General features: G+C 75.0%; 10 protein-coding genes. 5 read left to right on the forward strand and 5 right to left on the reverse strand.

Annotated features, from left to right (window positions below; genetic code table 11):
• Positions 1-120 precede the first annotated feature (120 nt).
• From ABT238_RS14935 to ABT238_RS14955, 5 genes are all read right to left on the reverse strand, one after another.
• Positions 121-1,620, reverse strand: coding sequence for a hypothetical protein (locus ABT238_RS14935; RefSeq protein WP_350757708.1), 1,500 nt, complete (start codon positions 1,618-1,620; stop codon positions 121-123).
• Positions 1,621-1,908: 288 nt separating this feature from the next.
• Positions 1,909-4,251, reverse strand: a complete 2,343-nt coding sequence (locus ABT238_RS14940) for an FdhF/YdeP family oxidoreductase (protein WP_350568522.1) — start codon at positions 4,249-4,251, stop codon at positions 1,909-1,911.
• An 87-nt stretch (positions 4,252-4,338) separates the two neighbouring features.
• Complete coding sequence (locus ABT238_RS14945) at positions 4,339-5,256, reverse strand: LysR family transcriptional regulator (protein WP_350568520.1); 918 nt, start codon at positions 5,254-5,256, stop codon at positions 4,339-4,341.
• Between the two features lie 131 nt (positions 5,257-5,387).
• Positions 5,388-6,662: an MFS transporter gene (locus ABT238_RS14950; RefSeq protein ID WP_350757710.1), complete on the reverse strand. Its 1,275-nt coding sequence runs from the start codon at positions 6,660-6,662 to the stop codon at positions 5,388-5,390.
• A gap of 15 nt (positions 6,663-6,677) precedes the next feature.
• Positions 6,678-6,905 carry a hypothetical protein gene (locus ABT238_RS14955; protein ID WP_350757713.1) on the reverse strand — a complete coding sequence of 76 codons (228 nt, stop codon included), beginning with the start codon at positions 6,903-6,905 and terminating at the stop codon, positions 6,678-6,680.
• A 505-nt stretch (positions 6,906-7,410) separates the two neighbouring features.
• On the opposite strand from ABT238_RS14955, the gene ABT238_RS14960 reads away from it, so the two are divergent.
• From ABT238_RS14960 to ABT238_RS14980, 5 genes are all read left to right on the forward strand, one after another.
• Complete coding sequence (locus tag ABT238_RS14960; RefSeq protein WP_350568517.1) at positions 7,411-8,628, forward strand: Hsp70 family protein; 1,218 nt, start codon at positions 7,411-7,413, stop codon at positions 8,626-8,628.
• 176 nt (positions 8,629-8,804) lie between these two features.
• Positions 8,805-9,701: a TRAFAC clade GTPase domain-containing protein gene (locus tag ABT238_RS14965; protein ID WP_350568516.1), complete on the forward strand. Its 897-nt coding sequence runs from the start codon at positions 8,805-8,807 to the stop codon at positions 9,699-9,701.
• A 116-nt stretch (positions 9,702-9,817) separates the two neighbouring features.
• Positions 9,818-10,873 (forward strand): hypothetical protein, encoded by a 1,056-nt coding sequence (locus ABT238_RS14970; RefSeq protein WP_350568515.1) that lies wholly within the window; start codon positions 9,818-9,820, stop codon positions 10,871-10,873.
• Between the two features lie 67 nt (positions 10,874-10,940).
• Positions 10,941-12,392 (forward strand): hypothetical protein, encoded by a 1,452-nt coding sequence (locus ABT238_RS14975; RefSeq protein WP_350757716.1) that lies wholly within the window; start codon positions 10,941-10,943, stop codon positions 12,390-12,392.
• A complete protein-coding gene (locus ABT238_RS14980) occupies positions 12,389-14,449 on the forward strand; it encodes a dynamin family protein (RefSeq protein WP_350757719.1) in 2,061 nt (686 codons plus the stop codon). Before ABT238_RS14975 ends, ABT238_RS14980 begins: the two co-directional genes overlap by 4 nt.
• Positions 14,450-14,451 lie beyond the last annotated feature (2 nt).

Here is a 14,451-nt window from a genome sequence, read left to right on the forward strand (position 1 = left end):
CGTACGCCCTGGCCGGGCCGTCGCTGTCGGGAACGCTGGTCCGTGGGAGTACCGCCAGGGCGCTGCTGATCGCGCTGGGGGTGTTCAATCTCCGCGGACCAGGCACGCCGCTGGGGAGGGTCAGCCCTTCGTCGTGGCAGGCCGACGCTGCCGCCGGCGCTCCACCAGGGTGCCGACGCCGAACATCGCGGTGGTGAAGGCGACGGCGCCGACCACCTCGATCGCGAACACCGCCACCGGGTCCAGGCGGCGGAGGGCGTTCGTGGTGTTCAGCCAGATCACGAACATCGGCCACAGGACCAAGGCCCCGAGACCGGCGCGCTGGCCCAACTCGAAGACCAGTACCGGCGACGGGAGATGCAGGCGTCGATCGGCGGCGGCGGGTGCGTCGGCGAGGACGGTGGAAGTCCCGGTGGCGCGGTGCTCGGAGCCCCAGTGTGTTTCGCCGTCGTCGAGGACCAGGACGGCCAGGCTGTCGCCGCGGTCCCCGGCCTGCATGCCGAGCCAGCCGGCGGCACCGGCCAGCCGGACGGCGGTCCGCTCGGCGACGTCCGTGTCGGCGAAGCGGTCGGCGTACTCCTGGAAGGCGGCCGGGGCCGGCTCCGGGCCAGCGGGGGAGTCGGTGGCCTCGGGGTCGAGTCGGAGGCCGGACCGCCAGGTGGTTCCTGAGTCCTCGTCGCTGTTCGTCCGGAGGCTCCAGGAGAGGACGGTGCCGTGGACCCGCACCCGCCTCCAGGATGCCGACGGCGGGGCGGTGTCATCGGGGGGCTCGGTTGCGGAGGAGCGGTCCGTGGTCCGCAGCCATCTGACGGGAAGCAGGGCGCGGCGGCCGTGCACCGGGATCAGGATGCACGACCAGATCAGCAGCACGACACCGGCGACGACCAGGAAGCCGACGGTCGCGACCGGTCGGCCGGGGTGGACCAGGGGAAGGTACGGCTCGGGGAAGGTGCCGAGCTCCGGGTGCTCCAGGTCGAGCAGGACTCGGAGGGTGTCCCCGGCGGCATAGCCGCCCAGCTTCTCGCGCTCGTTGGTGAGTGCGAGGGACATCTCGGGGTGCCCGTCGGGGTGCACAGCGAGAGCGCTGCCGGACGGACGTGGCCGGCCCGCGGCTTCGTAGGTGGACAGCGCCACCGTACAGTCCGTCCAGCGGGCGCCTGCCGCGACCAACGCCGAGTGGCGGTCGATCAGTTGACGTTCGAGCGGTTGGTGCGCGGTGAGGAAGACGACCGGGGCCACCCACAGCGCGGGCATCACCATCGCCCAGCCGGTCAGCACCGACCACCTGCTGCGCCTGGCCGCCTTCGCGGTGACCTCGCGCAGATCGGCGCGCGACGGCGGGGGTTGGGGCGGGACCGGCTCGGCGCGTTCGGCCTCGGGGGCGAGCCGGGAGGCGAGCAGCCAGAGCAGCCCGAGCGCCAGGGTGACGGCGAACGGTGCGAGCACTTCCCACCGCGTCCCCGGATGCCACGCGACGACCAGCACGGTGCCCAGCGACCACGTCGCCGCCAACACGGCGGCGCAGCCGGTCCCGAAAGTCCAGGGGGTGGCCCGCCGCCCGGTCGTCGCCCCCGCCGCCGCCGGCTGCCGCTCGGCCGGCGGATCCACGTACCCGTTCACGGCACCCCCCTGTGCCCGACGACATCGCGGTGACCACGTTAGCCCGGTCGAACGCTCGGCCACGCCGGGCTGCCCCCGGATAGAGTTCTCCCGCGCCCACCATGCGAAGCACCCTGAAGGCCCGAAATGCCCGAATCCCAACAAGTTGCAGAATCCGGCCCCACCGCTGCATAAACCGGCAGCTCACGAACTCTGCTCCCCGCACGCGCGGGGACGGTCCCGGACGGGTCGAAGGCCGGCAAGGGGGACGGGGCGTGGGTCGCTCCGAGTCGAGCAGTCGGCCGCGCGTCAGGCCGCGGCCTTCGTCACCGTGACCTTCAGGTGCTTCATGATCGGCTGGTCGCTCTGGGTGCTGTAGTCGCCGATCGCGCACAGCACGTTCAGCTCCGGCATGTACCCGGCCGCGCAGCCGCGCGGGATGTCGTAGGGGACGGCCAGGAAGCCGTGCACCGAGCGGGTGCTGCCGTCCCGGGCGGTGCTGGTGATGTCGACCCGGTCGAACTCGGCCAGGCCGCGCCGGCGCATGTCGTCCCGGTTCATGAAGACCAGGGTGCGCAGGTTCCTGATGCCCCGGTAGCGGTCGTTGTCGGAGTAGATGGTGGTGTTCCACTGGTCGTGCGAGCGCATCGTACCCAGCGCCAGGGTGTCCGGCTCGGGGACGACGTCGGGCAGCGGGGCGGCGGAGAACTCGGCCTTGCCGGACGGGGTCTCGAAGACCAGCTCGCGGGCCGGCTGCTTGATCCGGAAGCCGAGCGGGAGCCGTACCCGGCGGTTGAAGTCCTCGAAGCCGTCCAGGACCCGGGCCATGGTGTCGCGGATCCGGTCGTAGTCCTCGATGTACCACTCCCACGGCGTGGGGCTGTCCGGCAGCGCGGCGCGGGCCATCCCGGCGACGATCGCGGGTTCGGAGAGCAGGTGCGGCGAGGCCGGGCGCTTCATGCCGACCGACAGGTGCACCATGCTCATCGAGTCCTCGACCGAGGTGGACTGCACCCCGGCCCGCTGGTGGTCCTTCTCGGTCCGTCCCAGGCACGGCAGGATCAGCGCGCGCCGGCCGTGCACCAGGTGGCTGCGGTTCAGCTTGGTGCTCACCTGGACGGTCAACTCGCAGGACTCCAGGGCGCGGTAGGTGTACGGGGTGTCGGGCGCGGCGAGGGCGAAGTTGCCGCCCATGCCGACGAACACCTTGATGTCGCCGCGCCGCATCGCCTCGATCGTGCCGACGGTGTCCAGCCCGTGCTCGCGCGGCGGTTCGATGCCGCAGACCTCGGCGAGCCGGTCCAGGAAGCGGGCGGCGGGCCGGTGGTCGATGCCGCAGGTGCGGTTGCCCTGGACGTTGCTGTGCCCGCGCACCGGGGAGGGGCCGGCTCCCTCGCGGCCCAGGTTGCCGCGCAGCAGCAGGAGGTTGACGATCTCGCGGACGGTGTCCACCCCGTGTTCGTGCTGGGTGACGCCCAGGCACCAGCTGAAGATCGAGCGGTCGGCCTCCCGGTAGACCCGGGCGGCCTTGAGGACGTCGGCCCGCTCCAGCCCGCTCTGGCGCTCGATCTCCTCCCAGGGTGTGGACTCGCAGAGGGCGCGGTAGGCCTCGAAGCCGGTGGTGTGGCGGTCGATGAACAGCCGGTCCAGCGCCCGCTCGTCGGTCGCGGACTGTTCCAGGATCGCCTTCGCCATGCCGCGCAGCAGGGCCATGTCGCCGCCGATCCGCGGCTGGAGGTTCAGGGTGCTGGTGCGGGTGGACCGGTTCAGCGCCATGTCGGTGAAGTCGTGCGGGATGATCGTCCGCGTCGCGGCCGCCTCGACCAGCGGGTTGACGTGCACGATCTGCGCGCCGCGCTTGTACGCCTCGGCGAGCGAGGTGAGCATCCGCGGCGCGTTGGAGGCCGCGTTGACGCCCAGGATGAACAGCGCGTCGGTGACCTCCCAGTCCTTGAGGTCGACCGTGCCCTTCCCGGTGCCGAGCGCGGCCTGCAGGGCCCGGCCGCTGGCCTCGTGGCACATGTTGGAGCAGTCGGGCAGGTTGTTGGTGCCCAGCTCGCGGGCGAGCAGCTGGTAGAGGAAGGTCGCCTCGTTGCCGAGCCGCCCGGAGGTGTAGAACGCGGCCTGGTGGGGGGTGTCCAGCCCGCGCAGGGTGTGGCCGACCAGCTCGAAGGCGTCCTTCCAGCTGATCGGGACGTAGTGGTCGGTGGCCGGGTCGTAGACCATCGGCTCGGTGAGGCGGCCCTGGTCCTCCAGTGCGAAGTCGCTCCACCCGGACAGCTCGGTCACCGTGTGGGCGGCGAAGAACTCCCGGCCGACGCGCTTGCGGGTCATCTCCCAGGTGACGTGCTTGATGCCGTTCTCGCAGATGTCCAGGTGCAGGCCCTTGGTGTCGTCGGGCCAGGCGCAGCCGGGGCAGTCGAAGCCGGTGTTCTCGTGGTTCATCCGCATGACCGCCCGCGGCCCGTCCAGGTAGGCGCCCTCGCGGAGCAGGAAGCGGGTGACGCTCTTGGCGGCGCCCCAGCCGGCGGCCGGGTGGTGGTACGGCCCGGCCTGGGGCGGGCCGGCTGGGGAGGGACCGACGTCCTCCTTCCGCTCCTGCGGCTCCCGCGGCTGCTGCGGGGGAGTGACGGCGTCGTCGGAGGTGGTCACGGTGGTCGCCTTCCGTCGCAGGGGGGGTCTGACACCCGGCGCTGGGTCGAGGCTACGTCGGCGGCCCGGGGCCCGCGCGTCGAGCGCTCACGTGTCCGGCAGGCTGCCCAGGACGGCGGCCACCTCGGTGCGCCGGGCGACCTCCAGCAGCGCGCGGGCCATCACCGAGCCGGGCTCCCTGGCGGCGGTCACCAGCCCGATGGGAGCGCTGTGCGCCGGCTCCGTCAGCGGGACGGCCCGCATCCCGCGCGGCACGCCGAACACGTGCAGCCAGGCGTACGGCACGATGCCCGCCCACTGGCCGGTGCGGACGTGGGCGAACAGCGAGGCGACCGAGTCGGTCTCGATCCGGGGCGCCGGCTCCAGCCCGAGGCGCGTGAACACCTCGTCCAGCACCCGGCGGCCCTGCATGCCCGGGTGGAGCAGGCACAGCGGCAGCCGGGCGGCCTCCTCCCAGGTCGCCCGCGGGTGCCGGGCCAGGTCCTCGGCCGGGCCGGTCAGCAGGACGTACCGCTCCTCGTAGAGCGGCAGCGCGCGCAGGCCGTCGGCGCCCGGCCCGGGCAGGTAGGTGATGCCCGCGTCGATCTCGAAGTTCCGCACCTGGCGCAGGAGGTCCTCGGCGCGCAGGTCGGTGGAGAGCTCCACGGCGGCCAGCGGGTGGGCGGCGCAGAACGGTGCGGTGAGCAGCGGGACGGCGCCCGAGGCGGTCGGCACCGAGCCGATCCGCAGCCGTCCGCCCAGGCCGGTGCGCAGCGCGTCCACCTCGTCGCGCAGGGCATCCCGGTCGGCGAGGATGCGCTGTGCCCGGAGCACGATCCGCTCGCCCTCGGGGGTCAGGCCCTCGTAGGCGCGGCCGCGCCGCACCAGCAGCACCTTGAGCTCGTCCTCCAGCTTGCGCAGGGCCTCGGAGAGGGCGGGCTGGGAGACGTGGCAGGCCTGGGCGGCGCGCGCGAAGTGGCGCTCCCGGGCGAGCGCGACGAGGTACTCAAGCTGGCGGAAGAGCATCTACTCGGCTCCGGCGGTGGCCTCGACGCGGCCGCGCGGGCCGCGGGAGGAGGGGGTGGCGGAACCGCGCTCCGGCGAGGGGCCGGGACGGCGCCGGGGCGAGTCCGGGCGAGGCGCTCTGCGGGGTGCGGTCACTCGGCCCACGGTCGTCGGCTCCTCGGTTCGGTCGGCCCGGTAGGTGCGGCCGGTGCGGAGGCTACGGATGCATCCTCGCGCGTCCGGGCGTCCGGGGGCACGCCGGCGGGCAGGTGGCGGCGGCTGTGGGCGGCGGTGACCGCCAGGCAGAGCAGGCCGACGGCCGCCATGCCCGCCAGCAGCGCCGGGTACGAGGCGTGGCCGGCGGTACCGGCGAGCAGCAGTGGGGTGAGGAAGCCGCTGGAGGTGGTGCTCTGGTAGAGGGAGGCGGAGGTCGGCCCGGAGGACCGCGGGGTCAGCCGCTCGACCTCGTGCAGCCCGGCGCCGAGCGTCAGCCCGTACCCCGTGCCGAGGACGAGGGCGGCGGCCAGCACCAGGCCCACCGAGTCGCGGGCGGCGGCGAGGGAGCCGAGCAGCAGCCCGGCGATCACGGTGGCCATCGCGGTGAGGGTGGCCCGGGCGCTTCCCGCGTCGTCCAGCCGGGCGGCGAAGGGCTGTGCGACCACGCCCGTGGCCAGGGTCAGCGCCGCGACCAGGCCGCTGAACAGCGGCGCGTAGCCGGGCACCCGGTCGGCGACCAGTGGGGGCAGCACCACGTACGCCACCGTGGCGGCGCCGAGCACGGCCGGGCTGGCGGGCAGGACGACGTAGCGGAACCGGGGGTGGCGGACGGCCGCCGTGCGGTGCGGTGGCGGGCCGTGATGGCCGCGGGTGGTCTCCGGGAGGGCGCGGGTGGCCCGCAGGACCAGCAGGCAGCCCAGCGCGTGGGCGAGCGCGGGCAGCACCGTCGGGCCGGGCAGCCACTCGGCGATCACCCCGGAGGCCAGCGCGCCCGCCGCGAAGCCGGTGCCGGTGGCGTACATCGCCCGGCGGGCGGCCTGCTCGGGCGGGACGGCGGGCCCGGAGAGCTCGCGCAGCCAGGTGGTCCCGGCCAGGAAGACCAGCCCGGCGGCGAAGCCGGTGGCCAGGCGGGCGGCGTACACGGACGGCTCGTCCGGCAGCGCCAGCAGGACGCTGGCGGCGGCGGACAGGCCCAGGGCGCCGCGCACCGTACGCCGCCGGCCGTACCGGTCGGCGGCGGGGCCTCCCAGCAGCAGGCCGGGCACCAGGCCGACCAGGTAGACCGAGAACATCGCGGCCAGCGACAGCGCCGACCAGTCGGTGCGCGCCCGGTACACGGTGGCCAGCGCGGTGAACTGGTTGGCGCCCCAGGCGGCGACGGCGACGGCGGCGGCCGCCGGGAGCCAGCGGGCGGTGCGGGACGGGGGCATCTGCTGCTCGTCCCCTCAGGCCGCGGGGGGTGTGGGGACCGGCACCGCCGTCGAATCGAGCACGTCGGCGAGGGAATTCCCGCGGAGGAATTCGACGGTGTGATCGGCGGTGTGCGCGGGGGCGTTCTCGCCGTATTCGACGAGGTGCGGATCATTCGGCACCGGCCCCGGCTGGGCGCGTGCGGTGCGGCGCGGGGAGGTCCGGGCGAGCACGTACCCCACCGGGTCGTCCATGGTGCTCATGCTCGGCGCCGCCCCTTTTCCGGGTTTTCGGGAATAGTGGATCCATTGTCGGATCGAATTCCGGATCGCGTCAAAGAGGTGTTTCCTGTGACGTGATAGGCGTGACTTGTCGAGGGGATTTCGGCGGCCGGGTGGGTGCGTCCGGGCGGGAATTCCGCTCGTCGGTCCGCTCGTCGGTCCGGTTGCGGGAGGCCGTGCCGTGGGAGGGCGGGCCGTCCGGCTGGGCGGGTCGGTGGGAAGGCGTGCGGATTCGGTCACCTGACGGTGTCTTGGCCGGGCGTCGCGCCGAGACTGGTCGAGGCACCCCGGGCCGGGGGGCGGGGTGCCGCCCGGGACGGGTCCCGGGGTGCGGCCATCCAGTAATGAACATGCCATTGTTACAAGATGTGCTGATTTTCTCCACAGTTCCCCCCGGGGCCCTACCATCCTGCGCGGGAGTGTCGGAGGCCCTTCCTCCGGCTCCGCCCGTGCGCCGTGCTCCGCCGCAACTTCCTTGCGAGGAAACGTGTCTGACTGGTCGTTGGCGATCGACTTCGGTACCTGCTTCACCACCGCGGCCGTGCGCGCAGAGCAGGCCGGCGCCGGGTCCGGCGCGGTGGCGGCGGTCGAGATCGAGAACAGCCGGTACCTGCCGTCCCTGGTCTGCCTGGACGACGACGGCCGGCTGCTCACCGGCCGGGCCGCCGTCCACCTCGCCGCCCAGTGGCCGGAACGCGCCGAGCAGCACCCCAAACGGGCGCTGCTCCGGCAGTCGGCCGTGCTGCTGGACGACCGCGAGGTGGACACGGTCGAGCTGGCCGCCGCCGTGCTCGCCCGCGTGCTGGAGGAGGTGCGGGCGCGGCACGGCGGGACCCGGCCGGGGCGTACCGTGCTCACCCACCCCGCCGACTGGTCGCCGGGTGATCTTGGCAGGCTGGTCGAGGCGGCCGGCCGGGCCGGGCTGGAGGCGCCGGAGCTGCTGCCGGAGCCGGTGGCCGCCGCCCGCTTCCACGCGGCGGACGCCGAGGCGGACGGGGGCGGGGAGGGAGAGCGGCCGATCGCCGTCTACGACCTCGGCGGCGGCACCGTGGACACCGCCGTGCTGCGCCGGGAGGGCGACGACTTCCGGGCCGTCGCGGTGGCGGGGGATCCGGACTTTGGCGGCCGCGACCTCGACCAGGCCCTGTTCGAACTGCTCCGCGAGCGGGCACTGGACCTCGACCCCGAGCCCTGGCAGCGGCTCTGGGCCGACCCGGCACCCGCCGCGGCCCACCAACGAGCTCAGCTGGCGCGCGAGTTGACCATGGCCAAGGAGTCCCTGTCCGCCACCGGCACGGTCTACCTCGCGGTGCCGGGCTACCCGGACCGGTTCGTGGTCCAGGGCGGCGAGTACCGGGCGGCCGTCACCCCCGCGCTCACCGCCTCGGTCGGTCTGCTGGAGCGGACCGTCGCCAGGGCCGGTCTGACCCCGGCCGACCTCGGGACCGTCGTGCTCTGCGGGGCGGCCAGCAGTACGCCGCCGCTGGCCGATCTGGTGGCCGCCTGGCTGGGCCGGTCGCCCGACATCGCCGCCGACCCGAAGGCCGCCGTGGCCCTCGGGGCGCTCACCGATCCGCCCGCCCGTCCGGCCCCGGCCGACACCGGGACCGCCGGTGACGGGGAGGGCGGCGGGCCGGTGGCCGGCCCCGGTCGCTGGACCGTCACCCACTACCCCGACGAGGTCGACCCCGGGCTCTGGTTCTGAGCCCGCCGGCCCGGGCCGTCCGGGCCGGAACACCGCGACACCCGCACGACACCACGAGATCTTCACCCCACCGCGCCACCGTCCCGGCGCCGACCGCGGCACCGCCGTGCCGCGCCCCGCCCTGCCCCGCGACGGACCGCCCGCCCGAGGACCCGCGAGAACCGCGAGGAAACCGCATGGACATCGTGATGCTCGGCCACAGCGCGGCCGGGAAGACCAGCTACCTCTCCCTGATGTACGCCGCCATGTGCGACGGCGTCGAGGGCATGACCCTGCGCACCGCCGACCGCGACGCCCACAGCTCGCTGCTGGCCGACGCCCGCGCCATCCTGCGCGGGCGCTACCCCCGCGCCAGCGACCGGCCCCACCGCTACGAGTTCGTGCTCTGCCACGAGGGCGAGGAGATCTTCCCGTTCCGCTGGAGCGACCACCGCGGCGGCGCGCTCACCGAACACCGCCGCTCCAGCCCGCAGGCCGCCCGGCTGCACGACGACCTGGTCGCGGCGGACGGCATCGTGCTGTTCGTCGACGCCCTGAGCCTGGACACCGACCCCGAGGCGGAGGAGGACGTGCGCCGGCTCGTCGTCCGCGTCCACCAGGCCGTCGCCGACCGGGAGGAGAGCGTGACCCCGCTGGTGATCGCCCTCACCAAGACCGACCTGGTCGACCTCGACGCCCCCGACGCGGACGAGCGCTTCGTCGGCCCGTTCCTGCCGCTGATCGAGGCCGTCCAGGAGACCCGGCACATCCAGGGGGCGTTCATCCCGCTGGTCTGCGGGCCGGAGCCGGACGGCGTCGCGCTGCCGGTGCTGTGGACGCTCCGGTTCGGCATCATCGGCCGGGCCATGGAGCTGTCCGCCTCGATCGACAGCCTGATGGCCTCCGCCCGGCTCGCCGACCAGCGCGACACGCTGTGGGACCGGATCAGCAGCTGGTGGGAGGACGAGCCGTCCTGGGCCTCCATCCGTGACCGCGACCGCGCCCGGGCGGCCGCCGAACTGGCCCGCCTGGAACCGCTGGTGGAGCCGGCCGACCGGCTCGGCGAGCTGCTGGAGGACGTCCTCTCGTTCTGACCGGCCGCCGGCCGCGTCACGTCGGCCCACCGCCCCGCCCGTACCACCGACCCCTGCCCCGCCCGTACCCCGGCCACCGTCACCGACGGCCCCGACGAGACGAAGGACAGCGCGCGATGACCGTCCCCACCCTCACCCTGACCATGCTCGGAGCCAGCGGCTCCGGCAAGACCGCCTACCTGCACGGCATGTACAACCGCCTCTCCATGGGCGTGCAGGGCTACTACCTCTACACCACCGACCCCGACCTCGACCTCGACCTCGCCGCGGACTGGGCCCGGCTGCGCCGCACCGGCGCGATGCCCAAGGCCACCTCGGACAAGCCGATCTCCTACGAGTTCGTGTTCCGCCGGGGCATGCGCGACCTGATGACGATCGACTGCGTCGACTTCCGCGGCAACGCCGCCCTGGACCGCCGTGCCGACGCCGAGGACGTCGCACTGCTGGAGGACAGGCTGATGCGGTCCGACAGCATCGTCCTGGCGCTGGACTCCGAGCACGTGGCGGAGTGGATCAACCACGGCGCGCCCGGCAACCTCGACCGGGACGACGACCCGATGGAGATCTCCCGGTTCAGCCGGGCGATCTCCCGGGTCTTCAGCCGGCGCCTGGCGGACGGCGACCCGGTCCCCGGGGTGACCGTCCTGTTCACCAAGGCGGACCTGCTGGCCGAGCGCACCGGCCTGCGGCCGGCCGAGGCGCTCCAGCTGGCGGGGCGCAACTTCCCCAAGCTGGTGCCGGTCCTGGCCGGCGACGACGCCGAGGGCGTCACGGTGGCGCTCTGCGCCGTCCAGCTCGGCTACTTCGGCGCGGCGGACCAGACCACCGTGGACGCCAGCCGGATCGCCCCGAAGAACCTCCACCTGCCGATCATCTTCAGCCTCCGCCACTACCTCAGCGAGGGCATCGTGCGGAACCGGCAGGAGATGGACCGGCTCGCCGAGAGCCTCGACTCCTCGCGCGGCGAACTGGCCGCGCTCAGCCAGGGGCTGTTCGGCGGGCTGTTCAAGGGCGCGCAGAAGAACAGCGCCCGCCAGGAGATCGACCGGCTGCTCGCCAGCAGCTCGGCGACCTCGGCCGACCTGGAGCGGGCCCAGGACCGCTGCCGGGAGCTGGACGAGGAGCTGCGCGGGGTCGTCATCTACAGCGACGGCCAGCTGCTGACGGACTGACGGGACGGACAGGACCGACAGGACTGACCGAGTGACCGGCCGAGGAACCGAGGGACGGACGAATGCCATGACGAGTACGACGAACCACGGGCCGCGGTCCGGGCCCGGGACGGACGGTGCGGCCCCCGGCGGCTGGTCGGCGGTCGTCTACGGCCGCACCCTGCAGGTCGACCAGTGGTGGCGGGCGCTGCCCGCCGGGGTCGCCCGGCAGGGGCCGGCCGGGGACGCGGTGCGCGCCGCCGTCGCCGGCGGGAACCGGCTGGAGCACGGACCGCGCTTCCTGCTGCACCGCGACGAGGGCGGCGTGCTGGTCGGGGCCGCCTGCGAACTGGGCCTGATCAGCCGGGAGATGGTGCACGACCGGTTCGGCCGCGCGCTGTACGGCTTCGTGGGCTGGTACCGGCCCGCGTCGCTGGACGGCGGCGGGCGGATCCCCGAACTCGCCGAGCTGGCCGAGCACCTGGCCGACTGGGCCGGACCGGTCTACGCCGAGTGGATCGCGCCGACCTGGGAGGCGGTGGACCGGGTGGAAGCCGAACCGCTGACCACCCGGCCGGTGGCCGCCCCATGGCCGGAGCGGACACCGGAGCAGGCCGTGGGGGCGGCGGGCCCGGAGCCGCTGCCGCCGGCCTGGCGGCCCGTCCATCCGCAGGGGAGCCACCTGCTGCCCGAGGCGGTCGCGCCCGGCCTCTGGACGGCGGCCGCGGCCGGGCGCGACCGGTGCGTCCTGGTCACCGGCTGGCGGCGGCGCTCCGACGCGGAAACGGGCCGGATCACCCATCTGACCAGTACGGACTGCCACGGCTACGAGCTGCTGCTGCCCCCTCCGCCACCACCGCCCCCGCCGCCGCCCGCGCCCCCGCGGCCCGGGACGGTGCCGGGACAGGGGCCCGAGCCGGGCCCCGGACCGAAGCCCGGTGGGACGCCCGGTGGGAAGTCCGGTGGGAAGCCCGGTGCGCGGTCCGGGGCCGCGCAGCCCGGTACGAAGCCGGGACCGAGGCCCGGGGCGAGGACCGGCCCGTCCGCGTGGGGGAGGGCCGCACGCGGACTGGGGGAGGGGCTGGGCAAGGGCCTGGGGAAGCTGCGGAGGGAGGTGGCCGACGCCTTCTGGTCGGAGGATCCCGCGCAGCAGGAAGCCGGTGGGAACGCCCCCGAACGGCAGGAGCCCGCCCCGAAGCACCCGGGCGACGGTCCCCGGTTCGGCCAGGGGCCGGGCCGCGACCCGTACGACGGCCTGGGCACGCCGCCCGCGCAGGACACGTTCCGCACCGGTGCGCCCGGCACCGGCGCGCCCGGGGCGGCTGCCCCGGGGGCCGCCCCACTCCGGCCGGGGCCCGCCGAGCGGCCGCGCTGGCGCACCCGCGCCGTCGACCCCCAACAGGCCGACTTCACCGGCATGTTCGGCGAATTCGACGACGAACCCGCCCCGCCGACGGGCGCCGCGCCCGGGCACCCGCCGAAGAGCCCCTCCACCGACCCCGGCGACCGGACCGCCTCCGACACGGGAGAACCCTCATGACCGCGCCCCGCCCCGAAACCCCCTCCCACGCCCGCGTCCTGGACTACGCGGCCCGCACCGCCGACCTCCTCGAACGCGCCGCCCGCACCGCCGCCGCCGAAGCCCCGGCGGAGGCCCCCGGCACCCCCGGCAGCCCCGAAGCGGCGGCCGGGACGGCCGAGTCGGCCGACGGCGCCACCGCCGAAGGCGCCCGGCGCCTGCGCGCGGAGGCCGCCCGGGCCGCCGACGGCGCCGCCTCCCTCGTCGTCGTCGGCGAGAAGAAACGCGGCAAGAGCTCCACCATCAACAGCCTGGTCGGCGTCTGGGACCTCCTCCCGGTCGACGCCGACGTCGCCACCGGCGTGCACGTCGTCGTCCGGCACGGCGAACGCCCGCGCGCCGACGCCTACCTGCTGCCCGCCGCTCCCGGCACCGCCAACCCCGGCACCGCCACCCCCGCCTCCGCCGGCGCCGACCCGCGCCCGGAGACGATCCCGCTGGAGCGGATCGCCGAGTACGCGGCCGTCGACCCGGCCACCGGCCGGCCGCACCGCCTCGACGTCCACCACGTGGAGGTCGAACTGCCCGTCCCGCTGCTCGCCGCCGGCCTGGAGCTCGTCGACACCCCCGGCGTCGGCGGCCTGGTCAGCGGCCACGCCCGACTCGCCCTGGCCGCCCTGGAGAACGCCGACGCGCTGGTCTTCGTGGTCGACGGTTCCAGCGAACTCACCCGCTCCGAGCTGGACTTCCTCGCCCGGGCGACCGAACGCACCGCCGAGACGGTGTTCGTGCTCACCAAGACCGACAGCCACGACGCCTGGCCCGCCGTCCTCGAACGCAACCGCGAACTGCTCGCCCGGCACGCCCCCCGGCACGCCGACGCCCCCTGGTTCCCGGTCAGCAACCGGGCCCGCCGGGACGCCGCCGACGCCGCCGGATCGGGTGAACTCCAGGACGCCGCCGAGCTCCTGGAGGAGAGCGGCTTCGAACCGCTGGACGCGCTGCTGCGCCGCCGGATCGCCGCCCGCGCCGCCGAGCTGCGGCTGGCCAACGTGGTGCACGTCGCCCTCGCCGCGCTCGCCGCCCCGCTCGCCGAGCAGGAGCTGCGCCTGCGCTCGCTCCAGCAGGACCCGACCCTGGCGGCCGAGGTCGAGCGCGCCGAGGAGGCGCTGCGCCTGCTCCAGCCGGAGAGCGCCCAGTGGCGGCGCGTGCTGACGACCGGCGCCCGTGACCTCAAGAACACCCTCCAGCTCGGCTTCCGGCGCAGCATCAACGACGTCCGCCAGCTCGCCGAGGCGAAGATCGCCACCTCCGAACCGGCCGCGCTCGCCCAGGAGTTCCCGGCCGACCTGGAGGCCCAGGTGGAGGCGCTCTGGCTCCAGCTGGACAACGCCGCCCGGCGCGGCCTGGCCGTGCTGGAGGAGCGGGTGCGGCACGAGTGCGCCGCGGTGCTGGACGCCGGGCGGCCGGACGGCGCGGGCCCCGGCGCGGAGCTCGCCGTGGTCGAGGACGGCGCCGTCATCCGCGCCGAACGCGGCGCCGCGCTGCCGGAGATGGTGCGCTCCACCCACCGGGACGGCGGCGCCCTGGGCGTGATCGAGAACATCATCCCGTCGATCGGCACCGCCGCCACCTTCGGCACCGTGGTCGCCCTGGTCACCAGCAGTGTGATGCTGCCCGCCGTCGCCAGCTACGCGATGCTCGCCGTGCTCACCCGCCGCCGTCGCCAGCGCGCCGAACTCGGCCGGGTACGCGGCGACGCCACCCGCCACCTCAACCGGGTGATCACCGAGCTGAGTACCGAGATCCCCGCCCAGATCACCAGCCACGTCGACGAGTTGACCGACCGGCTCGCTCTCGCGCTCGACCAGGCGATCGCCGACGAGCGGCTCCGGCTGGAGCGGCGGCTCGGCGAGCACCGGCGCAACCTGGCCACCGCCGCCGCCGACCTCGGCGCCGCCCGGGACCGCGCCAAGCGCCGGATCGGCTCGCTCACCGCGCTGCGCGACGAGGGCCTCGCCCTCGCCGGGGCGCTGGGTGGAACCACCAACGGCACCCCCGGCCCGGACCGGAGCTGACC

The organism is Kitasatospora sp. NPDC001527, assembly GCF_040298605.1.
Lineage (GTDB): Bacteria > Actinomycetota > Actinomycetes > Streptomycetales > Streptomycetaceae > Kitasatospora.

Excerpts from the sequence above, each read along its gene's own strand:
- ABT238_RS14970 (WP_350568515.1), top strand. The coding sequence starts at position 9,818 with ATGACCGTCCCCACCCTCACCCTGACCATGCTCGGAGCCAGCGGCTCC.
- ABT238_RS14965 (WP_350568516.1), top strand. The coding sequence starts at position 8,805 with ATGGACATCGTGATGCTCGGCCACAGCGCGGCCGGGAAGACCAGCTAC.
- ABT238_RS14950 (WP_350757710.1), bottom strand. The coding sequence starts at position 6,662 with ATGCCCCCGTCCCGCACCGCCCGCTGGCTCCCGGCGGCCGCCGCCGTC.
- ABT238_RS14975 (WP_350757716.1), top strand. The coding sequence starts at position 10,941 with ATGACGAGTACGACGAACCACGGGCCGCGGTCCGGGCCCGGGACGGAC.
- ABT238_RS14980 (WP_350757719.1), top strand. The coding sequence starts at position 12,389 with ATGACCGCGCCCCGCCCCGAAACCCCCTCCCACGCCCGCGTCCTGGAC.
- ABT238_RS14945 (WP_350568520.1), bottom strand. The coding sequence starts at position 5,256 with ATGCTCTTCCGCCAGCTTGAGTACCTCGTCGCGCTCGCCCGGGAGCGC.
- ABT238_RS14955 (WP_350757713.1), bottom strand. The coding sequence starts at position 6,905 with ATGAGCACCATGGACGACCCGGTGGGGTACGTGCTCGCCCGGACCTCC.